At 68.7% G+C, this 21,423-nt stretch carries 19 protein-coding genes, 1 pseudogene and 1 riboswitch; of the genes and pseudogenes, 9 read left to right on the top strand and 11 right to left on the bottom strand.

From position 1 onward, the window contains the following. Positions 1–29 precede the first annotated feature (29 nt). The 5 genes from F573_RS0110840 to F573_RS0110820 all read left to right on the top strand — a co-directional run bounded on the left by F573_RS0110840 (position 30) and on the right by F573_RS0110820 (position 4,070). On the top strand, positions 30–248 hold the full coding sequence (locus tag F573_RS0110840) for a hypothetical protein (protein ID WP_019022598.1): 219 nt from the start codon (positions 30–32) through the stop codon (positions 246–248). Between the two features lie 115 nt (positions 249–363). Continuing rightward, positions 364–1,314, top strand: a complete 951-nt coding sequence (locus F573_RS0110835) for a PDC sensor domain-containing protein (RefSeq protein ID WP_018868822.1) — start codon at positions 364–366, stop codon at positions 1,312–1,314. A gap of 99 nt (positions 1,315–1,413) precedes the next feature. Beyond that, on the top strand, positions 1,414–1,974 hold the full coding sequence (locus F573_RS0110830; RefSeq protein ID WP_019022597.1) for a rhodanese-like domain-containing protein: 561 nt from the start codon (positions 1,414–1,416) through the stop codon (positions 1,972–1,974). A gap of 146 nt (positions 1,975–2,120) precedes the next feature. Beyond that, on the top strand, positions 2,121–2,963 hold the full coding sequence (locus F573_RS0110825) for a PP2C family serine/threonine-protein phosphatase (RefSeq protein WP_019022596.1): 843 nt from the start codon (positions 2,121–2,123) through the stop codon (positions 2,961–2,963). Positions 2,964–3,026: 63 nt separating this feature from the next. Continuing rightward, positions 3,027–4,070 carry a LysM peptidoglycan-binding domain-containing protein gene (locus F573_RS0110820; RefSeq protein ID WP_019022595.1) on the top strand — a complete coding sequence of 348 codons (1,044 nt, stop codon included), beginning with the start codon at positions 3,027–3,029 and terminating at the stop codon, positions 4,068–4,070. On the opposite strand, the gene F573_RS0110815 is transcribed toward F573_RS0110820, so the two are convergent. The 4 genes and pseudogenes from F573_RS0110815 to F573_RS14255 form a co-directional block, all read right to left on the bottom strand. Next, positions 4,019–5,740, bottom strand: coding sequence for a serine/threonine-protein kinase (locus F573_RS0110815; protein WP_019022594.1), 1,722 nt, complete (start codon positions 5,738–5,740; stop codon positions 4,019–4,021). The two genes, F573_RS0110820 and F573_RS0110815, sit on opposite strands and share 52 nt — an antisense overlap. Positions 5,741–5,743: 3 nt before the next feature. Further along, positions 5,744–6,286 carry an FHA domain-containing protein gene (locus F573_RS0110810; protein ID WP_018868827.1) on the bottom strand — a complete coding sequence of 181 codons (543 nt, stop codon included), beginning with the start codon at positions 6,284–6,286 and terminating at the stop codon, positions 5,744–5,746. Between the two features lie 76 nt (positions 6,287–6,362). Beyond that, on the bottom strand, positions 6,363–6,911 hold the full coding sequence (locus tag F573_RS0110805) for a copper chaperone PCu(A)C (RefSeq protein ID WP_018868828.1): 549 nt from the start codon (positions 6,909–6,911) through the stop codon (positions 6,363–6,365). A 26-nt stretch (positions 6,912–6,937) separates the two neighbouring features. Beyond that, positions 6,938–8,923: pseudogene (locus F573_RS14255) on the bottom strand (TonB-dependent copper receptor). A 332-nt stretch (positions 8,924–9,255) separates the two neighbouring features. On the opposite strand from F573_RS14255, the gene F573_RS0110795 reads away from it, so the two are divergent. Continuing rightward, complete coding sequence (locus F573_RS0110795) at positions 9,256–10,224, top strand: sigma-54-dependent Fis family transcriptional regulator (RefSeq protein ID WP_019022591.1); 969 nt, start codon at positions 9,256–9,258, stop codon at positions 10,222–10,224. A gap of 3 nt (positions 10,225–10,227) precedes the next feature. Here the strand turns inward: F573_RS0110795 and F573_RS0110790 are convergent, their stop codons facing one another. From F573_RS0110790 to F573_RS0110780, 3 genes are all read right to left on the bottom strand, one after another. Continuing rightward, the gene (locus F573_RS0110790) at positions 10,228–11,667 is read right to left on the bottom strand and encodes a DUF945 family protein (RefSeq protein WP_019022590.1); all 1,440 of its coding nucleotides are present in this window, start codon (positions 11,665–11,667) and stop codon (positions 10,228–10,230) included. Positions 11,668–11,732: 65 nt separating this feature from the next. Further along, complete coding sequence (locus tag F573_RS0110785) at positions 11,733–12,299, bottom strand: hypothetical protein (protein WP_019022589.1); 567 nt, start codon at positions 12,297–12,299, stop codon at positions 11,733–11,735. A 96-nt stretch (positions 12,300–12,395) separates the two neighbouring features. Then, complete coding sequence (locus F573_RS0110780) at positions 12,396–12,767, bottom strand: DUF5362 family protein (RefSeq protein ID WP_018868833.1); 372 nt, start codon at positions 12,765–12,767, stop codon at positions 12,396–12,398. 201 nt (positions 12,768–12,968) lie between these two features. Between F573_RS0110780 and F573_RS0110775 the strand changes: the two genes are divergently transcribed. Next, complete coding sequence (locus F573_RS0110775; RefSeq protein ID WP_019022588.1) at positions 12,969–13,655, top strand: hypothetical protein; 687 nt, start codon at positions 12,969–12,971, stop codon at positions 13,653–13,655. Between the two features lie 11 nt (positions 13,656–13,666). Here F573_RS0110775 and F573_RS0110770 read toward each other — a convergent pair whose 3' ends face one another. The 3 genes from F573_RS0110770 to F573_RS0110760 are packed head-to-tail and all read right to left on the bottom strand — an operon-like array spanning position 13,667 to position 17,232. After that, positions 13,667–15,772: a CHASE2 domain-containing protein gene (locus F573_RS0110770; protein WP_019022587.1), complete on the bottom strand. Its 2,106-nt coding sequence runs from the start codon at positions 15,770–15,772 to the stop codon at positions 13,667–13,669. 57 nt (positions 15,773–15,829) lie between these two features. After that, positions 15,830–16,735: a M48 family metalloprotease gene (locus tag F573_RS0110765; protein ID WP_019022586.1), complete on the bottom strand. Its 906-nt coding sequence runs from the start codon at positions 16,733–16,735 to the stop codon at positions 15,830–15,832. Beyond that, the gene (locus F573_RS0110760) at positions 16,735–17,232 is read right to left on the bottom strand and encodes an SH3 domain-containing protein (protein ID WP_231364934.1); all 498 of its coding nucleotides are present in this window, start codon (positions 17,230–17,232) and stop codon (positions 16,735–16,737) included. Before F573_RS0110760 ends, F573_RS0110765 begins: the two co-directional genes overlap by 1 nt. A gap of 222 nt (positions 17,233–17,454) precedes the next feature. On the opposite strand from F573_RS0110760, the gene F573_RS0110755 reads away from it, so the two are divergent. Further along, the gene (locus tag F573_RS0110755) at positions 17,455–18,552 is read left to right on the top strand and encodes a diguanylate cyclase (RefSeq protein ID WP_019022585.1); all 1,098 of its coding nucleotides are present in this window, start codon (positions 17,455–17,457) and stop codon (positions 18,550–18,552) included. Positions 18,553–18,561: 9 nt separating this feature from the next. Here the strand turns inward: F573_RS0110755 and thiC are convergent, their stop codons facing one another. Next, on the bottom strand, positions 18,562–20,451 hold the full coding sequence (thiC, locus tag F573_RS0110750) for a phosphomethylpyrimidine synthase ThiC (protein ID WP_019022584.1): 1,890 nt from the start codon (positions 20,449–20,451) through the stop codon (positions 18,562–18,564). Positions 20,452–20,531: 80 nt separating this feature from the next. Next, a riboswitch (TPP riboswitch) is annotated at positions 20,532–20,638 on the bottom strand. An 82-nt stretch (positions 20,639–20,720) separates the two neighbouring features. Here thiC and F573_RS0110745 point away from each other — a divergent pair. Continuing rightward, on the top strand, positions 20,721–21,401 hold the full coding sequence (locus tag F573_RS0110745) for a TIGR00153 family protein (protein ID WP_019022583.1): 681 nt from the start codon (positions 20,721–20,723) through the stop codon (positions 21,399–21,401). Positions 21,402–21,423 lie beyond the last annotated feature (22 nt).

Genomic DNA, 21,423 nt, shown 5'->3' with positions numbered 1-21,423 from the left:
CGGGCCCGCCACACCACCGGAGACCGACCATGACCCTTCGCCCCCTCGCTCTCGCCCCGCTGGCCCTGGCCTCCACTCCGGCGCTCGCGCACCCCGGACATGGTCACGGCGACGGCCATTCCCTGCTGCATTATCTGAGTTCGCCGGAGCATGTCTGGCCCGCGGCCGCGGTCCTGCTGCTGGCCGCCGTGATCGGCGGCGCCTGGCTGTGGCGGCGCTCGCGCCGACGGAAAAACCTGCGGAGCTGACGGCGGGCACGAAACCTGCTGACAAAACCGGTGAATGCTCGGGAGAGCCGGTCACGACTGTGAAAACCCGGTTCGGGGATAGTGCGCGCGCACCAAAAGGAATCGGAAACGCACCATGAACGAACTGAAACAGGCCATCGAGCACCAGCGGGAGTACCTGGAAGAGCGGCTGCATGAGCCGCTGAGCGGGATCGCGGCGCGCCTGGTGCCGGCCTGGCCCCGGCGCGAGGAACTGGACTCGATCCTGGAGGACGGGATCCGGCGGATCCCCGAGGCCACATTCATGTACGCGCTCAACACCCGCGGGATCCAGCTGTCCGACAACATCTCCCGCAGCGGCGTGCTGCCCGAGCACTTCGGCCGCGACCGCTCGCAGCGGCCGTACATGAAGGAGGCCGTGCCGGCCGACGGTTTCCTGCTGTCCGAGGCCTATATCAGCCTGCTGGGGCGGCGCCCGTCGCTGACCGCCCTGCAGCTTGTCCGCGACGACAACGGCCGGGCCCTGGGTTTCCTCGGCGCGGACTTCGACCTGCGCAACCTGCCGGACCTGTCGGAAGACCTGTACGAGGAATCCAGCGAGTGGCGTCAGATCAAGGGCGACCCGTCGATCCGCGGCACGCTGTTCCAGCAGAGCCGCACCGAAAGCCTGATGGACCGCAACATGGACACCGCGCTGGCCATCCTGGAGGAACTGTTCACCGAGCGGGGCGTGTTCCAGGGCGTGTTCCACTTCTCCAGCTCGCGCGCGACCCTGTGGACCACCGAGGATCCGTACCGCTACCGCATCCTGACCCACGAGTCGCTGGCCGACCCGGATGTCTGTCTGGCCTTCCCCCACGAGCCCTACCCGGAGGAGGCACTGATCCCGCAACGGGACATCGGCCGGGTGCTGGACGGCCTGCGGACCCTGCGTTTCGCCGACGACACCGTGTATCTGCGTTCCGCGTCGCTCAACCTGTTCAACGGCATGGTCAGCCTGACCTTCTCCTGCGACGGCTCGCATTACATGACCTCCGAGGAATTCCTCGGGCGTTCCATCGAATTCTGGCTGGGGGCGACCGGCTGATCCGCCCCGGCCTCATACCCCCTCGGGGGCCGGGTCATTTTCCCGGGATCACGGCGCTGCATGTATATTAGGATTCCCTAATAAATACTGGAGAGAAGCATGCAGCGTACCCTCGCCGCCCTGACTCTGGGCCTGGCCCTCGCCCTGCCCGCCACCGCCGTGGCCGACGACGTCCACGAATTCGGGATCTCGCCGCAGGCGACCTACAACCTGGTGCAGGAAGACGGCGATGACGTCCTGTTCATCGATGTCCGCGACCCGGTCGAGATCATGTTCGTGGGCTTCACCGACGAGGTCGATCTCAACATCCCCTTCCTGCTGGTGGACCGCCACGACTGGGATGACGAGAAGAACCGCTTCAACCCCTCGCGTAACCCCGACTTCGTCGACCAGATCGACGCGGCGCTGGAAGAGCGCGGTCTGAACCGCGACGCCACGATCATCACCATGTGCCGCTCCGGCAGCGAACGCGGAGAGCCCAGCGCGGCATTCCTGCGCGAGAACGGCTTTCCCAACGCCCGTTACGTGGTCAACGGCTTCCAGGGCGACGCCATCAGCGAAGGCGAACGCGCCGGCTTCCGCCTGAAGAACGGCTGGCAGAACTCCGGCCTGCCGTGGAGCCGCGAGATGAACGCCGACAAGATCCACCGCAGCGACTGACCCTACCCGGATCCGTCCGGATCCTCCGCGGCCCCGGATGCCACCGGGGCCGTGTCACCCGTTTCGTACTCTCCCGCCCGGGGGTGTCCCGCAATCCCCGAAACCGGCATCATGGCAGGGTCTTCATCCCTCCCGCCGGACTCGACATGGAAACCGCCTCCGCCAGCGACATCGGGGCGCGCCCCGAACAGCAGGATGCCGTCACCGTCCGGGTCTCCGACGACGGTCGCCGCGCACTGCTGGCCGTCGCCGACGGCATGGGCGGCCACGCGGCCGGGGCCTGGGCCTCGCATACCGCCATCGCCACCATCGAGGCGCACTGGGAGCAGTGCAACGGCATGCCCACGCGTCCGGCCCGCTGGCTGGAAACCGTTGCCCGCGCGGCCCACGACGCCCTGCGCGCGGAAATCGCCGACGACACCGCCCCGCCCGGGACTACCCTGGTGGTGCTGTTCGTGGATGAGTCCGGTGCGTGGTGGGTGCACTGCGGCGACAGCCGCCTGCTGCATTTCCGTGGCACGCGCCTGATCGAACGCACCCGCGACCACTCGCGGGTGCAGGAGCTGTTCGAGGCCGGAATGATCCGCGAGCAGGAGATGGCCACCCACCCGGATCAGAACCACCTGCTCGCGGCGCTGGGCATGCCCGGAGGCCTGCGCCTGGACCACGGACACGCGAAACGCCATCCGGACTCCGCGTTCCTGCTGTGCACCGACGGCTTCTGGGAACAGATCGAGCCGGCGGAGATGGCGGGCCTGCTGGTGTCCGATGACCTGTCCCGCGGGCTCGACGAGGCGGTGCGGGTAGCCGCCAGGCGCGGGGGCCCGCGCGGCGACAACATCGCCGTGGCCGCCTGGCGCAGTGGCGCCCCCCGGGGCTTCGACCGCCTGCGCCATCGGGGCGGGTCGCTGGTGCCGTCGACGCTGCTGGGCGGGATCATCCTGCTGGCGGTGCTGGCGATCCTGTTCTGGCCGGTCGGCGGCGGATGAGCGGAAATCACCGAACCCGTATACTGCAGAAAAAGTGAAGCCGTTCACATAATGGATCGCCCGATGCCCCCCTCCCGTTTCGTCCGCGCGCTGTTGCTGCTGTCCCTGCTGTCCCTGACGGGCGGCTGTGCACTGCTGGAACAGGAACCGGACGCAGACCCGGAACCGACCCGGGACCCGCAAGCGACGGATGAACCGCCGGAAGCAGCCCGGTCGGCCGAAGAACGCGCCTCGCCGCCGACCCTTGCGGCCATCCTGAACCGGCTGCAGGCAGGCGAATGGGACCGGGCGGAGGCCATGCTGGAACAGTTCCTGGAATCCCGCCCCGAGGACCCCACCGCGCGCTCGCTGCAACGTCAGCTCAAGGAGGACCCGGAAACGCTGCTCGCCGACGGCGAGACCCGGCATACCGTAGAGGCAGGGGAGACCCTGGGTCTGATCGCCAGGCGCTACACCGGCGACGCCACGCAGTTCGTGATCCTGGCTCGGCTCAACGACATCCGGCGGCCGGAACACCTGACCGTCGGTCAGCAGCTGCGGGTTCCCTCGCCCGCCGACCCGCAGGACGCCGGCGAGCCCGGTGTCACCCCCGATCTCGACGAGCAGCTGCAGGCCCTGGACGCAGGCGCGGAAGACGTCTCGGGCGAACGCGGGGAGTCCTACCGCATGACCATCCGCGCCGACCTCGACGCCGGGCGCCACGAAGCGGCCTACGAGACCGCACGGGCCGCCCGGGAGGCCGCCCCCGGGGAGGCCTGGGACGACTGGCTCGACCCGCTGGAACGGGAGGCCGCGGCGGCCCATTACGAACAGCGCGGCCTGGATGCGCGAGACCGGGACGACGCGGACGCAGCCAGGGACTGGCTGGAACGCGCACTCGAAGCGGAACCCGGGCGCGAACCGGCACAAACCGAACTGGCGCGTCTGCGGCGCGCGGAAGCGGAGACCCTGCACTCCGCCGCGATCGTCCACTACCGCAACCAGGAACTCGAGCGGGCCATTGAGCTGTGGGATGCCGCGCTCGAGCTCGATCCCGACTTCGACGCGGCGGAAGGCTATCGCCTGCGCGCCCGCGAGCTGCAGCGGCGCCTGGAGAACATGGAGTAACCGGCCGGCGGCCGTTCCGGTGGAGCCACCGGCATGGTCCGCGTGGCGGAGGCATCGTCCTTGTGCCCCGAGGGCGCCGGGTCCGCAGCCGCCCGCTTGACCCGCGCTTCCAGCGAATCCGCCATGGCGTTGTAGGCGGAGAATACGCGTTCGAAGTCGTCCCGCCGCCGCACCCGGATACGGGTATCCAGCCGCCCCTGAGCGATCTGGTCCAGCGCGCCGCGCAGGGTTTCCATCGGCACCTGCAGGCGCCGGGCAAAGACATAGACGCCCAGCAGCACCGCCAGCACGGTCACCACCGTCAGCATGAGCAGCGCCATCATGGTAGTGCGCCCCGCTTCCTGCAGCGAAGAGGTACTGAGCGCCACCTGCAGATGTCCCAGTTCGAAATCCTGGAACCGCACCGGCGCCTCGAACAGGAACACGTCGTTGCCGTCCGGACCGGCGGTGGACCATACCGTGCGCCCGTCGCGCGAGAGCAGAAGATCCTCGGCCGGCGGCTCGTTGCGCGGTTCGCCCAGCGCGTCCGGATCGGAGCTGGCGACGATACGTCCGTGCCGGTCGCTGACGGACAGCAGTTCGATCTCGCGGTTGGCCTGCATGTCCCGCAGGCGCGCCTGCATCGCGATGGAATCCTCCAGCAGCAGGTCCTCGGCGCTCTCCACCGCGATGGTGCCCGCGAGCGTGGAGCCGTAATCGAAAGCGAGGTCGGTCATCACCTCGTTCTGTTTCTGCTGCACCAGGAAGGCACCCACCGCCAGCGTGACCGCGACCAGAGCCCCCATCACCGCGGTCCAGCGCAGGCGCAGGGGCACGATGCGGCGCCCGGCACCGGCGCGTTCGCGTTCGGCGCGCTCGTCCTCGATGCGCTGCAGATCCACCAGCAGCTCGGCGGCCGACTGATACCGCCGGGACGGGTCGCGTTCCAGCAGCCGGCGCACGACCGCGACCAGGTCTTCCGGGCAGTCGCGGATGATCGGCCGTGGTTCCGGCACCGGCTCTTCCAGGACCCGCTGCAGGACCCGACCGGCCTCGCCATCGAGAAACGGCCGATGCCCGGTGAGCAGTTCGTACAGCACCACGCCCATCGACCACAGATCGCTGCGACCATCGGCATCACCGCCGCGGATCAGCTCGGGGGCCATGTAATGGGGGGTCCCGGCCGACGCGGTGTGGTCCTCGGCGCGCCATTCGGGGTCGAACAGGGTCTCGGCAATACCGAAATCCATCACCTTGATGTTGACCGTGGCACTGGTGACGAGGATGTTTTCCGGCTTGATGTCCCGGTGGATCACGCCATGGCGGTGAGCATAGTCCAGCGCCTCGGCCAGCTGCTGCGCCACCTTGAGAAAATTGCGCAGCAGCAGCGGACGGAACTGTTCGGCGTAGGCATCCAGCGTCTGCCCCTCCACCAGCTCCATGGCGATGAACGGCCGGCCCTCGGCTTCGCCCACGTCGAAGACCGTGACAATACCCGGGTGGGTCAGCGTACCCGCGGCACGGGCCTCGGTCAGGAAGCGCTGGCGGTATTCCGGATCGCAGGCGTAGTCGTCATGCAGGATCTTGATGGCCAGAGTCCGACGGATCTGCGGGTCATACCCCTGATGGACCGTCGCCATCGCGCCGCGGCCCAGCTCCTCCCCTACTTCGTACCGGCCGAAGCGCCGCATGAATCAGGCCAGGACCTCCAGCCCGATCCGTACCAGCACCGCCACCACCAGCACCGCGGCACCGCCCGCCAGCCAGGCCCGCCAGCGCGGACGGCGGCCGGCCAGGGGCAGACCGGCCCCGGCATGATCCCGGTGATGAAACACGAATTCGGCCCCGCCGAAGCGCACGCGGTCGCCCTCACGGAGCGTGGCCTCGTGCACCCGCTCGCCGTTGACCCAGGTGCCATTGGTGGAGAGCAGGTTCATCACCCGGCATTCGCCGTCCTCGTTGATGACCCAGGCGTGCTGGGAGGACACGCTCGGCTCCTGCAGGACGATGTCGTTGTCGGACTGACGCCCCAGCGAATGGCGGCCGGGGCGCATGAGCAGGCGTTGCTGCTTGAACGGCTCGGCGACCCCCACCAGCACCGGCAGGTCACTCTCCTCGACCTCGGTGCCGGCGGGCTCCGGCGGGGCCTCGGGCAGTTCGCCGCGCTGAAACAGCATGGTGCCCTGCGGGCCGTTACGGTCGCGGCCCTCGCCCCGTCCCTCGGAATGCTCGTTCATGCTCCCCCCGTGAATGGACATACGGGATGGAGTATGCCCGCACCCCCGGGAGGGTCACAACGATCTGGATCAATCCTCAGTGCCCGTGGTGACCGGACCCGTGGCCATGGCGCGACCCGTCACCATCGCGTACCGTGGCCTCGAAGCGCGCGGTTTCGCCCGCGGCCGTCTCCAGGGTGACCGACACACGCTGATCCCGCTCCAGCGGTTCATGCAGATCGATCAGCATCACGTGCAGGCCACCCGGCTCCAGCGCGGTCTTCCCGCCGGCCGGGATGGTGATGGCCTCGACCTCGCGCATGCGCATCACGCCTGCGTCATCCTGCACGTGGTCGTGCAGCTCGGTGACCCCGGCGACCGGCGATTCGCCCCGGACCAGCTCGATGTCCTCGTCGGTATGGTTGGCAAGGGTCAGATACGCCGCGGTCGAGCCCATGCCCGGCGGCATCATGCGCACCCAGGGCTCGGACACGATTTCCAGGCCCTCCGGACAGTCGCAGGCGAAGGCCTCGTCCGTGCCGTGAGCCGGTTCTCCGGCCGTGGCGCCGGTGGCGACCAGTGCCAGGAATGCGGCACCGGTCAGGGCCGCACGGCCCGGGCGAAAACACTGCAGCCAATGGATCATGCGATGCTCCTCCACTCTTTCATTTTTCAGAATTCAACATTCCACTGGGCCCAGACGGTCCGCCCGGGCTCGTTGACCGGCCGGGTGGCCGCTCCCAGTTCGGCACTGCCGCGCTGGATGTGCTCGCTATAGGTGCGATCGAACAGGTTGTCCACGCCCACGGTCAGCTGCGAGTTCCCGAACAGCTCCACCCCGCCGTACAGCGCGACGGTGGCAAAGCCCGAGGTCTCTCCGGTGTCCAGGCTGTAGATCGTACCGTGATCCTCGTGGATGCGGTCCTGACGCATCACGCCGCGGACCTGCAGCCCGCCGAAATACGTCCCCGACGCATACTCCGCGCCCAGCGTTGCCTCCGCCGGCGGGGTCTGCGCCAGGGGCACGTCGTCCGTGGTGTTCTACGAGCGCACCCAGGCGGCACTCGCGTTCACGGTCCACGCCGACGTCAGCTCCCAGGCCGCGTCCGCTTCAAAGCCCCAGGTCCGCGCATCCACGTTGCGCGTGCGATCCCCGGGCTGCGCCACTAGGATGTAGTCGTCGAACTCGCCGTAGAAACCGGACAGCGAGGCTCGCAGGCGCGGCCCGCTCCAGGCAATGCCCGCATCCAGCTGGGTCAGGACCTCGGTATCCAGATCGAATACCCGCCGGCGTTCCCAGAAATCCGCCGCACGCTCCGAACGTCCGATCCCGACGTGCCAGGCCAGCGGCCGCTGAGCCTGCTCCTGTTCGTAGCGCAGGAAACCGCTGGTGGCGGTCGCACGCTCGCGGTCGCCGTCGCTGGCGCCACCAATGCCGTCCCGCTGCGCCTCGGCCCGGGTCCGGTCAACCCGCAGACCGCTGACCACGCGGCGCCGCGCATCCAGCGGGATCTCGAGTTCGCCGAACACCCCCGCATCGCGGAATCGCGCGTTATCCTCGCGGGCGACATCGCGCCACCCGAAGGCATCCGGCCCCATCAGCCGGTTCCCGCTGTGGCGGTTACGGCTGTAATCGACCCCGGCATGCAGGACCATGCCCCGCGGCAGAAGGAAGTCCCCGGCCACCCGTGCCCCTTCAGTGATGCGTTCGGGGTAGCTGACCATGGGCATGCCCGGAGGCTCCCGCAGGGTGTAGTTGTCCATCACATGGTCGATCTCGTTGCGGAAGACCCGCGCCTCCAGGGTCTCGAACCAGGGCGCGAGATCATCGCGGGTCAGCGCAAGGCTGTAGCCGGTGCGGTCGAAGCGCACGCCGTCCATGCCACGGTCGTCGTAAGCGGCCTCGGCGTCGGAACGGTCATACGTGAACTCAATGAGGGTCTGCTCGTCAGGGCGCCAGCCGGCGATCCCGGTGCCACTCCAGCGGGAATACCGCGAGTGGACCTCGTTGCCATCGCCGTCGCGGTAATCGTCCTGATCCGAGAAGGTGCCGATGGCACGCAGATAACCCGCGGAGGACCCGGTCGCCACGTCCGCCACCAGGTCGGTGCGATCGAAACGCCCGACGGTCAGGCCCGCGAACCCGGTGACCTCCCCCGCCTCCGTGAACACCGGCGCGTCCCGCTCGAAACGGACCGTACCGCCCGACACGGCACCGTGCCGCACGCTCTGCGGACCCTTGCTCACCTCGATGCGGTCAAAGGCCTGCGGATAGGCATACGCGGTGGGCGGGTCCATGCGCCCGCCGCAGCCGCCCAGCACCGGATCGTCGTCCAGCAGCAGCGACAGTCGCGAGCCTCCCAGGCCTCGCAGGGCCGGATCGCCACTGGTACCGCCCTTGCGGCTGGTCACGAATCCGGGGATGGAGGCCAGATACGCCCCGCCATCATGCGCCGGCAACGGAAGCCGGGGCTGGCGTGGATCGGTACTGATCCGCCCGGGCCCCTCCATGGCGGGAACCGTTACCACCACCGGGGCCAGCCGCGCCGGATCCCCGGCCTGCGGCGCAGAAGGCCCTTCGGCCGCCACGGGCGCGGCCGCGGCACCGGCGATCGCCAGGGGGATCCAGCGGCACCGGAATCCATGCAAATGCTTCATGATTTCTCTCCGTCCTTGTTCTTGTCATTGGTGTCGTGCGACCGACTCGCCAGCAAGCACCGGGCCAGGTAGGGGCCAGGTACGGGCACCAACAAGGATCGGGAAACCGGAATGGCGGACTGCGGCGCCCGAAGCACCATTGGGAGCACCACCGGAGGTGGCCGGAACCGCCACGCACACACGGCAGCCCCCGGGACCGGTGCGGGATTTGCCACAGCGGAGGGGTGAAACGCCGCAGTTGCGAACCGGACGCGTACGGAGTCCCTTGCCCGGGCACGGACTCTGGGGCAGGCTATGCAGTCATGCCGCAAGCGCCTGGCGGCCGGGAGGAGATGTTGGTCGAATCAGCCGAAAATACCGCCGAACATTTCGTTGGGAGCTCGCCCGAGCTGCAGGCCGTGCTGCGTCAGGCCAGCATGGTAGCGGCCACCGATGCCACGGTACTGGTGCTGGGCGAGAGCGGAACCGGCAAGGAACACCTGGCGCGCCACATCCATGCCCGCAGTCGGCGCCCGGACGGACCGCTGATCACGGTGAACTGCGCGGCCCTGCCCGAAGAGCTGGTCGAGTCCGAGCTGTTCGGCCACCGCCGCGGGGCCTTCACCGGCGCGAACGACCATCAACCGGGGCTGGTGCGCCAGGCACATGGCGGCACGCTGCTGCTCGACGAGATCGCCGAACTCCCGGCCGGGGCCCAGGCCAAGCTGCTGCGCTTTCTGGAAAACGGGGAATGCCAGCCGCTCGGTGCGGCCGAGGCGGAACAGATCGACGTTCGCGTGATCGCCGCGACCCACCAGGATCTGCAGCAGCGCGTGGCCGACGGGCGTTTCCGCGCCGACCTGTACTATCGCCTGCAGGTGGTGCCGCTGGAGATGCCGCCGCTGCGCAGCCGCCAGGGAGACGTGCGCCGCCTGGCCGAACACTTTCGCGTCACACTGGCGGAACACCACGGCGTGGAACCGCCGCGGTTCACGCCCGCACTGCTGCGCTGGCTCGGCCAGTGGCCCTGGCCCGGCAACGTGCGCGAGCTGAAGAACCTGGTCGAGCGCTGCGTAATCTTCATGAGCGGTGCCGAGGTCAACCCGGGCGATCTGCCCGATGCCTGGCTGCAGACCCCGCAGGACCAGGCCGGCGGGCCGTTTGTAATCCCGCCGGGAGGGCTCAGCCTGGAGCGCCTGGAGATGGACCTGATCCGCCAGGCCCTGGAACAGACCGCCGGCAACCGGTCGCGGGCCGCCCGCCTGCTGGGGCTGACCCGCGACACCCTGCTCTACCGGATGAAGAAATACCAGATCGCCTGACCGCTATCCCTGCAGCAGCATCATCAGGTCGGTGACTGCCATCATCGGCTCGCCATCGACCACGATCATGCCCTCGGCGACCTCGACGTCCAGCCGGACCCGGTCATCCTCCACCGTGAACAGCGGGAACTCGCGCGCGCCCTGCATCAGCATGGCCACGATTTCCTCGGCCTCGCGATCCACCTCCGCCGCCGGCCGATGCGGCTCACGCAGGGCCATGTCCTCGCGCACCGAGGTACGGATCAGCCCCCGGTCCACGCCCGCCTGCAACGAACCCGACAGATACTCCAGCAATCCCGGGCCCTGCCAGGCGGCTGGCGGGATCTCGCCGGCCCGCAGCGTCAGGCTGCCGTCCAGGGCATCGCCCCGGGCGTCCACCACCCGCAGTTCCCGCAGCTCCAGGGCGGCGCCGTGCGAGGCGGTATCCATCAGCCACTGCTGATACAGGGCGTCCACATCCTCCAGCGCATGCAGGCCGGCTTCGACTTCGCGGCCCAGACGCCCGGCCTCGCGGACGGAGGCGGCATCGAGGTCCAGATGCAGCTCGGCGTGGAACTGCTGCAGACCGGTCAGGCCTTCCGCCCGGGTCTCGCCCAGCTCCAGACTCAGGTCACTGCGCGAACGGCCGTCGGTCTCGCGGGTCACCCCCGCCAGACGCAGGTCGCGCATGCGGAAAGACCCGTCGTCGAACTCACCCTCGATCCCGTCCAGCGCGAGTTCGGAATCGCCTTCCACCAGCAGCGAGTCGACGATGACCAGGTTGTCGCCGCGCATGCGCAGGCCGTCGATCCGCAGATCCACCTCGCCCGGCACGCCGACCCAGGCCCGGGGCAGCTCGACGTGCAGCGCCTGCATACCGGCCTCGCCCGCGATCTGTGCGGAGGCCTCCCAGGCGTCCCAGGACAGCTCGCCGATGCGATGCTGGCCGGCCATCAGCAGATCGCCGTCATAACCGGTGCCCTGCAGCTGGATGCGGGTGTCGCCCCCGGGGCGATGGGCGACCTCCAGCGTGGCCCAGTAACCCTGCTCCAGTGCGGGCAGGTCGGCCGCCACCGCCTCGGCCCACGGCAGCGTACCGGCCGCGCGGAACGGCTGGCCGCTGACCCAGCGGGCGAGGCCGTAATCCTCGACCTCCATTTGCCCACTGGCACTCACGCTCGGCTCCGGCGTGCCCTGCAGTTCCGCCAGCGGCTCGTGCAGCGGGTTGTCGGACTCCGGGCGGTAGCGGAAGCGATAATCGACCGTCCCGGCATCCCGGTCATATGCGAGCCGGATCACGTCGAACTCGTCCACCGCCGCGGCATCCGCCTCGAAGCGGTCGAGCGCCTCCTGCAGGCTGTTCTGCGCCTGCGCCTGAACCAGACGGTCACCGCCCGCCCAGGCCGCTCCGCCGAGTACCACAACACCGACGGCCACGCCGGCCTTCGCCAGTCCACTTGCCATAATGACTCCCTTCTTTGGTGGGTGTTGCCAGTGTGCCCCGGGGTGAGCAACGGCCCCGGAGCGAATCAGTCGTCGTCCGCGGTCACCAGGGCCGCCGACCCCATCAGCTGGCCCCGGCCGTCATCGTCGGCCGGGGCCAGGCTCAGGGTGAACAGCTGCTTGAGAGGGGCTTCGGGCACCGCCCATTCCCAGGATACGGTACGCGTCGGGCCGCGCCCCGGCACCTCCCGGGTGTCATCGCGGACCTCACGGGCCTCGATCGGGTCGGGGGCCTCCGAGATCAGACGCACGAACGCCTCGTGCGCATGCTCGACATCGGCGCGACGCGCGTGCACCGCACAGAACGTGTCACCCTCGGGAAGGGCCAGCACGAAACGCCCGGCCTCGGACTCCAGACGCCAGGCTTCGCCTTCCTGTCCGCCCAGAAACGGCGCGGCCAGCTCCGGACGCAGCAGATCGTCTTCCTCCTGTTCGGCCCGCAGTGCCTCCAGATCGCTCACTCCGCTCAGGCAGGAATCCGCGTAGGCACGCGTGAAGGCATCGGCTTCCGCCTCACCGGCATCCGGCCCGGCCAGCGCGGGAACGGGGAGCACAAGCGAAACGGCGAACAGCACGGCTGGCGAGCGGGTCATCACGAACCTCCGTTCTGGACGATGGACATACCGGAGAAGCTATGACGACGGGCCGCAAAAGGCAATGGGCCGCGGCTGGCGGCCCGACTGCCCGGGTTACATGCCCTGAAGCTCGCTCATGCCCATCATCCCCGCGCCGATGCCGAACAGGAAACCCAGCACCATCAGCAGGATGTAGACCAGCAGGAGCACGCCCATGATGGTGAAGTGGGTGCGCAGCCGGCCCATGGCATTCTTCGCCTCCAGCTCGTCATCGCGCTCGTAGGCGCGGGCGAAACTGCCGGCGGCCTGCATCAGCACCACGCCGGCCCAGATCGGGATCCAGGCCACGATGATGCCGATGATCGACAGGGCCGTGAGCACCCCGGACAGGATCAGCATGACCCCGATCAGCTGCATCCAGAATTTGCCGCGATAAACCGGCTCGATTAGTTCGCGCACGCCGGTCGTACTGGTTGTCTCGTTCATGATTCCCCTTTTTCTCTCCCTCAGTGGCAGGTCGCCCGCAGCCGCCGACGCCTTGCCGAAGTGTAGCAGCCGAACCGCGCGAACTTACCTGCATGTTTGCAGGGGGCACGAGCCGGGGCCCGCGAGGGCGGAGAACGGCAGGCCCGGCGAGGCGTGATAGGCTTCACAAAAACACGGTGAAAGCGGCGGGAAGAGAAAGCGATGAGCGAAATCATCTATCGCCTGGAACGCAGTGACGGCAGCGAGTGGTGCTACCAGGTGGATATCCACCGCTCGCGGGACCCGGCGCGCCACAATGACGAGGCCCATCCGGACTGGACCCGTCTGGAATGCCGACAGTGCGAAAACTGTCCGCTGGATGCGCGGACCGTGGAATACTGCCCGGCGGCCATCGAGTTCGCCGATATCGCCCGGCATTTCGTCGACAGCCCGTCGGTGGAACGCATCCGGGGCCGCGTGGACACCCCCGTACGCAGCTATCTGAAGGAATGCGACGTCCAGGAATTCCTGCGCTCGCTGTTCGGGCTGATCATGGCCTCGGGCGCCTGCCCGATCCTGTCGCGGCTGCGCCCGCTGGCGGAATTCCACCTGCCGTTCGCCACCCTCGAGGAAACGCTGTACCGCATGGCGGGGACCTATCTGGTCCGTCAGTACCTCGACCGCCGGGAGGGCGAAGCACCGCCGGACTGGGACATGGAGGGGCTGCAGGAACTGCACCGGGAGCTGAACACGGTCAACCGTGCCCTGATGGAGCGAGTTCGCCTGGCATCGCGGCGCGACGCCAACATCAATGCCATGCAGAACTTTGTATCCATCACCACGATCGTCGAGATGGACATCGACGCGAGCCTGAACCAGCTGCTGGGGACCCTGCGCCAGGGGCTCTGAACGCGGCGCGGCTACTTCGCGTCGAGTTCCCAGACGCCGTCGCCGGCCTCGCCCCGTTCCAGCAATCGCGTGCAACGTTCGACGTAGCGTGCCGCGGGCGGGTCCCGGTCGGCGATGCTCGCGAACAGCGCTCGCGCCTCCTCCACCCGACCCAGGCGCAGCGTCTGCAGCGCCCGGGCGAAGACCTGGTAGCGTTCGGGAGCCGCATCCAGGGCCAGCCGCGCGACCGGTTCGTAGACCCGCACCGGGCGCGCCCGTCCGACCACGCGGATCTCGCCCAGCTCGCGGCAATACAGCGTTTCGGGGAGCTTCCGTACGGTGCTCTCCGCGATCAGGGTGTACGTGCCGAAGACCTTGTTGGCCCCCTCCAGCCGCGCGGCCAGATTCACCGCGTCACCGAGCATGGTGTAGTCGAAACGGGTACGCGACCCCATGTTGCCGACCACCGCCTCGCCGGTGTTCACGCCGATGCGCATCGCGAGATCGCGCCCCGCCCGCCCGCGCAGGCGCGGCGCCATGGCCGCCAGCCGGCGCTGACATTCGAGCGCCGCCTCCACCGCCCGGCGCGGATGGTCGGGGACATCCACCGGCGCGTTCCAGAAGGCGATGATCGCATCGCCCTCGTACTTGTCGATGGTGGCGCCACAGGCCGTGAGGATGTCGGTCATCTCGGTCAGGTACTCGTTGAGCAGCCGCGTCAGCTCATCCGGTGACAGCCGTTCGCTGAGGCTGGTGAACCCCTCCAGGTCACTGAAGAAGATGGTGAGTTCGCGGCGCTCGCCGCCCAGCTTCAGGCGATCGGGCTCCTCCAGCAGGCGCTCGATCACCTGCGGGCTGAGATACTGCGCGAAGGCCGCCTTGATGAAGCGCCGTTCACGGCCCTCGCGGGCATAGTTATAGACCGCGGCCCCCACGGTCCCCGTCAGCCCGGCCACCAGCGGCACGACCAGGGGCAGCCAGACCCCGCCGGCATGCGCAAAGCCGGACAGCAGCACCGGCGCCACCAGGGCGAACGCAATCGCCAGGGCCGTGCTCGCGCTGCTGCGCCCCAGCCCGGCGAGGAAGGCCGGCAGAAAGGCCAGCAGGCCCACCAGCACCTGCGCCCGGGTGGCGTCGACCTCGCGCATGAAACGCCCCGCGGTCAGGTTCTCCAGCATGGTCGCGTGGAACTCCACGCCGGGCGCACGCGGATCCAGCGGCAGCGGTCGCAGGTCGAACAGTCCGGCCGCCGACAGCCCCACCATTACGTGCCGGCCTTCGAGTTCTGCGGGGTCAATCGGCGTATCAGCCCCGGCGTCGGCCGCCAGCCGCAGTTCGCTCTGGATGACCGCGGCCGCCCGCAGCCGGGTACGTTCCGCACCCGGCCGCTCGAAGCGCAGGATCAGGCGACCCTCCGGGTCCAGCGGCAGACGCCGGTCACCCACCCGCAGCGCCCGCCCGTCGTCCTCCAGCCGCAGACCGGGCGACTCCCCCGCTCCCGCAAGAAAGGCCGCCAGCCCCAGACCCGGCACCAGCTCCCCGTCGAAGCGGGTCATCGGCGGGGCCCGGCGGTAGACACCGTCGGGATCCGGGGTGATGTGCACGTTGCCCATGCGCGCCGCCGACTGCGCAAGCTCGGTCACCGGGAAGGTCGCGCGGGAAAACGCGGGGAAGGTGGCGCTGCCGGCCCCTTCGACCTCCACCGTCGCGGACGAGACGGGCGCGTCCTGCGGAAACCGGTCGTGGCGGGCGGCCTCCTCGCCGTACAGCGCGGCGAAAACGGTCGGACCGAAATCCGCGGCGGCCCGCGCGAACCGCCGATCATCATGCACGCCGAAACGGGAATCGTCGGTGTAGAGCACATCAAAGGTCAGCGAGGCGGCCCCCGCACGACGGGCGAAATCGGCGATCACCGCCGGGTACTCGCGCGGCCATGGCCAGCCCTGGCCCTGGGTATCCAGCGCCCACTCGAGGCTCTGCTCGTCGACCAGGATCAGCACGACCTCGTCGTCCTGGTCCGGAGGCATCAGCCCGGCCAGCAGGCGCGCCTGCAGGTCGTAGGCCGCCCGCTCCGGACCGTCGACCCAGCCCGACTGCTCCGCCACCAGGGCCAGCAGGACCGCCAGCAGCCCGGTCATCAGGGCCCGCCGGAAACGGCCTCCGGAGCGGGAGCTGGCGGACATCCGGAGTCGCCGTCAGAGGGCCGCGCGGAACCGCGAGAAACGCTCGGCCCGGGCCTCGCTGCGCGAGTCCGCCGGCTCCAGCCCCAGCTCCGCGATGCGCCTGGAGGGCGATGGATGGGTGCGGGCGAATCCCGGGCCCTGCGGGTCCCATTCGTCATCCATGCGCTCCAGCACGCGAGTCAGCGCCTCGGGGCGATAGCCCGCGCGCTCGAGGATGGCCACCGCGCCGGCATCGGCCTCGCGCTCGAACTCGCGCGAATAGCCATTCACGAACAGGGTCCGGGTGATGTCGTCGATGGAGTCCTCGAAGATGTCCGTCAGCTCGCGCAGATCATCGTCCCCCGCCAGCTGCGCCCCGGTCAGCGCCGCACTGGTAAGCGCCGCGGTCACGCGCGAGCTGCGGATCGCCTGCAGGCCATGACGCTCCTGCACGTGCGCGATCTCGTGCGCGAGGATGGCCGCCAGTTCGTCCTCGGTTTCCGCCAGCCGGGCCATGCCGCGGGTGATGAAGATATGCCCGCCCGGGGTGGCAAAGGCATTGAGCTCGTCGGAATCCAGCAGGCGGAAGGAATACCCCTGATAGAGGCTCGGGCGCTCCGAGTGCAGGGCCAGGACCCCGCCCAGGTTGTTGAGGTACGCCTGTGCGGCCGGATCATCGAGGACCGCGTAGTCCTCCAGCACCCGGGCCGCCACGGCGCGGCCGATGAAATATTCCTGCTCCGGGGTGAAGTCCTCCATGCTGCGCTCCGCCAGCTCACCGGTCTGGCGCAGGCTTTCGGCCTGCCGCGCATCCAGCACGCCGGTCCGGGTCCCCAGCTCGGCACCCACCGAAGCGACCGTGCGGCAACCCGCCAGCAGCGCCAGCGACAGTACCAGGAACACCAACGGCAGCAGGGATGATCCGTTGCAGACCCGCATCACTCACCCCCCGGCAGATGCAGCTCGCCCTGCTCGATGAATGCCCTCAGATCCTCGGGATCCGCTCCCCCGGCTTCCATCCGGTCGACCGGGGCAAAGGACAGGCCGCGCTCACGGCGATAGCGCTCTTCCACCTCCTCGTTGAAGCCGCGCCCGGCCAGCGCGATCTCGTCGCGGTCCGCGTCCCGTTCAACGTCGTCTCCGTCCTCCGTCAGGATCACCGGATCCCGGCTCAGCGCGGACGGGTGCAGCCAGCCCTCCTCGCCGGCCTCGCTGCGCACCCGCAGAAATCCCTGGCTATGGTCCCTGACCTCGACTCGGGTGCCGTAATCGAGATGACCACGGATCGCGCTCAGATGACCGGGCGCCTCGCGCAGCTCGGCCGAACGCACGGCCACGTCCCCGGGATCGCCGCGCTCGAAGGCCAGCGCCACGGAGCCGGGACCGGCGACGGCCAGCACGAGAAACAGCACCGGGAGGGTTCGGATTCGCAACATGGAAGGACCTCGACCGTGAGTGATTGCCCGCGACGGAAAACCCGACGGACAATGGACATTCTTCCTACCGAAGCGGGCCCACAGCGTCAACCCGCCAGGCGAGGCCATCGCTCCTGCCGGGCTGACATTTTCCGGTGAATACCCGCATCATGATGGTGGCGGGCCCATGGTGCCCCGGTGGCACACCGGCGGCGGAGGCCGGTCTCGCAACGGGGGGTCAATTTGGAGACGGAACGACCACTGCGGGCCCGACTGGATCCGCTGCACGGCGAAGACGAGGCGACCCGCCACGCGTTCTCGGCCTGGCTGCGGGCCACGCGCATCCCGCAGGTTCGCTACATCGCGCTTCTGACCGCCGCGATGTATCTGCTGTACGCCGGCATCGAACAGACGGTGGACGCCGATGCGGCCGGCCTGCGCGTCTTCGCCCATGCCCTGCTGGTCCCGGGGATGCTGCTGGCGGTGGCGGCGATGAGCCTGCGGGCCTCCCTGCAGCGCTGGATGTGGGCATTGCTGATGATCGCGCCGGTGGTCGCGAACGCCGCCAATCTGCACCTGAACGCGGGCTCGCCGCAGTTCCTGGTGTTCGCCCCCGAGATCTACCTGAGCATCATCTGGACCTTCACGGTATCGGGACTGACGCTGCGTCAGGCCTCGATTTCGGCCGGAGCGATCGTCGCCCTGGTGATTGCCGCCACGGTTCAGCTGCCGATGCCAACCGGGCTGGTGCAGCTGCATCTGTTCTGGGTACTGGCGGCCTTCTCGTTCGGGGTGCTGGCCGCCTTCATCCTCGAACGCGCGCTCAAGGCCACATTCCTGCAGCAGTGCGAGCTGACTCATTCCGCGCAGATCGATTCGCTGACCTCGCTGTGGAACCGCGCGCACATCGAACAGCGGTTCGAGGAGGAGCGCGCCCGCGCCGAGCGCTACGGCCACCCGTTCTCGGTGATCCTGATGGACATCGACCACTTCAAGGCGGTGAACGACACCTGGGGCCACAGCGTCGGCGACGCGGTGCTGCAGCAGTTCGCCGAGCTGCTGCGCCACCACCTGCGCAAGGCGGACGCCGCGGGGCGGATCGGCGGGGAGGAATTCTTCGTGCTGCTGCCGCAGACCCGGGCCGACCAGGCCGTGGCCGCCGCCCGCGACCTGCAGGCCCGCATCAATGCCTTCGACTTCGAGACGGTCGGGCCGCTCACCGCGAGCTTCGGGGTGACCGAATACCGACCCGGCGAGGACCGGGTCGACACCTTCGACCGCGCCGACCGGGCCCTGTACGCGGCCAAGAAGAATGGCCGCGACCGCATCGAAGTACGCTAACGCGGCGGCTCACACCTCGCGGTAGATCTGCGCGCCCTTCTCGACGAACTCCACCGCCTTCTCCTGCATGCCCTTTTCCAGCGCCTCCTGTTCCGAAAGCCCCTGGGCCGCGGCGTAGTCGCGCACGTCCTGGGTGATCTTCATCGAGCAGAAGTTCGGGCCGCACATGGAACAGAAGTGGGCGACCTTGTGCGCTTCCTTCGGCAGGGTCTCGTCGTGGAATTCGCGTGCGCGCTCCGGGTCCAGCGCCAGGTTGAACTGGTCCTCCCAGCGGAATTCGAAGCGCGCCTTGCTGAGTGCGTTGTCCTGCAGCTGCGCGCCGGGGAAGCCCTTGGCCAGATCGGCGGCGTGGGCGGCGATCTTGTAGGTGATGATGCCGTCGCGCACGTCCTGCTTGTTCGGCAGGCCCAGATGTTCCTTCGGTGTCACGTAGCAGAGCATCGCGGTGCCGTACCAGCCGATGTTGGCCGCGCCGATGCCGGAGGTGATGTGGTCGTAGGCCGGGGCGATGTCGGTCACCAGCGGGCCGAGGGTGTAGAAGGGCGCCTCGAAGCAGTCCTCCAGCTCCTTGTCGACGTTCTCCTTCACCTTCTGCAGCGGGACGTGGCCGGGGCCCTCGATCATCACCTGCACGTCGTGTTCCCAGGCCTTCCGGGTCAGCTCGCCCAGGGTCTCCAGCTCGCCGAACTGAGCGGCGTCGTTGGCGTCGGCCAGGCAGCCGGGGCGCAGGCCGTCGCCCAGCGAGAAGGAGACGTCGAACGCCTTCATGATCTCGCAGATCTCGTCGAAGTGGGTGTAGAGGAAGTTCTCCTGGTGATGCGCCAGGCACCACTTGGCCATGATCGAGCCGCCGCGGGAAACGATGCCGGTCACCCGGTCGGCGGTCAGCGGCACGTACTGCAGGCGCACGCCGGCGTGGATGGTGAAGTAGTCCACGCCCTGTTCGGCCTGCTCGATCAGGGTGTCGCGGAACAGCTCCCAGGTCAGGTCCTCGGGCTTGCCGTCGACCTTCTCCAGCGCCTGGTAGATCGGCACGGTGCCGATCGGGACCGGCGAGTTGCGCAGGATCCACTCGCGGGTCTCGTGGATGTTCTTGCCGGTGGACAGGTCCATCAGGGTGTCGCCGCCCCAGCGCGCGGACCACACCAGCTTCTCCACCTCCTCCTCGATCGAGGAGGTGACCGCGGAGTTGCCGATGTTGGTGTTCACCTTCACACGGAAGTTGCGGCCGATGATCATCGGCTCGAGCTCGGGGTGATTGATGTTCGCCGGGATGATCGCGCGGCCGCGGGCGATCTCGTCGCGCACGAACTCGGGGGTGATCTCCTCGGGGATGGAGGCACCGAACGACTCGCCGGCGTGCTGCCGCAGCAACTTCTGGTAGCGCGGGTCGGCGCGCAGTTCCTGCAGGCGGTTGTTCTCGCGGATCGCGACGTACTCCATCTCCGGGGTGATGAGGCCCTGGCGGGCGTAGTGCATCTGCGAGACGTTCGCGCCGGACTTTGCGCGGCGCGGCGGGCGGATGTGCTCGAAGCGCAGGCTGGCCAGTTCCGGATCGGCGGCGCGGGCGCGGCCGTACTCCGAGCTCGGGCCGTCCAGCCACTCGGTGTCCGCGCGTTCGTCGATCCAGCCACCACGCAGATCCGCCAGGCCCCGGTGCAGGTCGATGCTCGCCTCCGGATCGGTGTAGGGGCCGGAGGTGTCGTAGACCGGGATCGGCGGGTTCTCCTCGGGGGTGCCGGAGGTCATCGTCGGCGTCTGCGCGACCTCGCGATACGGCACGCGGATGTCCACACGCGAACCCTGGACGTAACGCTTCCCGGAGTTCGGGAACGGGCGGGTGACTTCGGCGGAGACCTCGGCGGTCTTGCGGGCAAACGACTCGGGGATGGCGCTCATGATCGGACCTCTGCTGCTGTCGCACGGGGCGAAGGGAGCGCGGGCAGGGCGATCGCGGGGGCAGGAACCCCGGGTGCAGCGGACCGTTGACCGAGCTTCCCTCCGCCGGTGTTAACCGGTTCAGGTTCAAGGGGACTCTCTCAGCCCCCTCGTCGCTCGCGACAACGGGGCACCCCCAGCTCATAGCCGAGTGTAACGCAGAGCCGCCCGGTAAGCACGGCGGGGTCGTTTGCGCTAGATTAAAGGTCTGTGACACTCTTCGCGCCGCCATGAGCCCCAAGAACTTTGTCTTCGAGCTGTTCGGCCGGTCCCCGGTGCGCCCGCTGCAGGCGCACATGGACAAGGTCCGTTCCTGTATCGCGGAACTGCCGCTGTTCATTCAGGCGGTGGATCGCGAAGACTGGGATGCGGCCCGCACCCATCAGGAGCGCATCGTCGAGCTCGAACACGATGCCGACCGCCTGAAGAAGGATCTGCGTCTGCACCTTCCCAAGGGGCTGATGCTCGCCATGTCGCGCCGCGACGTCCTCGACACCCTCCTCATCCAGGACCAGATCGCCAACAAGGCCAAGGACATCGCCGGGCTGATGCTGGGCCGGCAGATGCGTTTCCCCGACGACATGCAGGAACCGGTACAGCGTTTCCTGCAGCGCAGCGTGGACACCGTCGACCAGGCGGGGCGTGCGGTCAACGAGCTGGACGAACTGGTGGAAGCGGGTTTCCGCGGCCACGAGGTCGAGGTCGTCAACCGCATCCTGCAGAAGCTCGACAGCCTCGAGCACGAGGCCGATGACGCCCAGCGCGAGGTCCGCGAAATGCTGTTTGCCCGGGAGACGGAGCTGCCGCCGGTGAACGTGATGTTCATGTATCGCGTGATCGACTCCATTGGCGATCTCGCCGACCTGGCACAGCGCGTGGGCAGCCGCCTGCAGCTGATGCTGGCCAAGTAACCACCCGACACAAGACGAGGCT

This window comes from Thioalkalivibrio sp. ALE23 (assembly GCF_000378545.1).
Taxonomy (GTDB): domain Bacteria; phylum Pseudomonadota; class Gammaproteobacteria; order Ectothiorhodospirales; family Ectothiorhodospiraceae; genus Thioalkalivibrio.
This window is presented reverse-complemented; position numbering and strand designations above follow the sequence as displayed.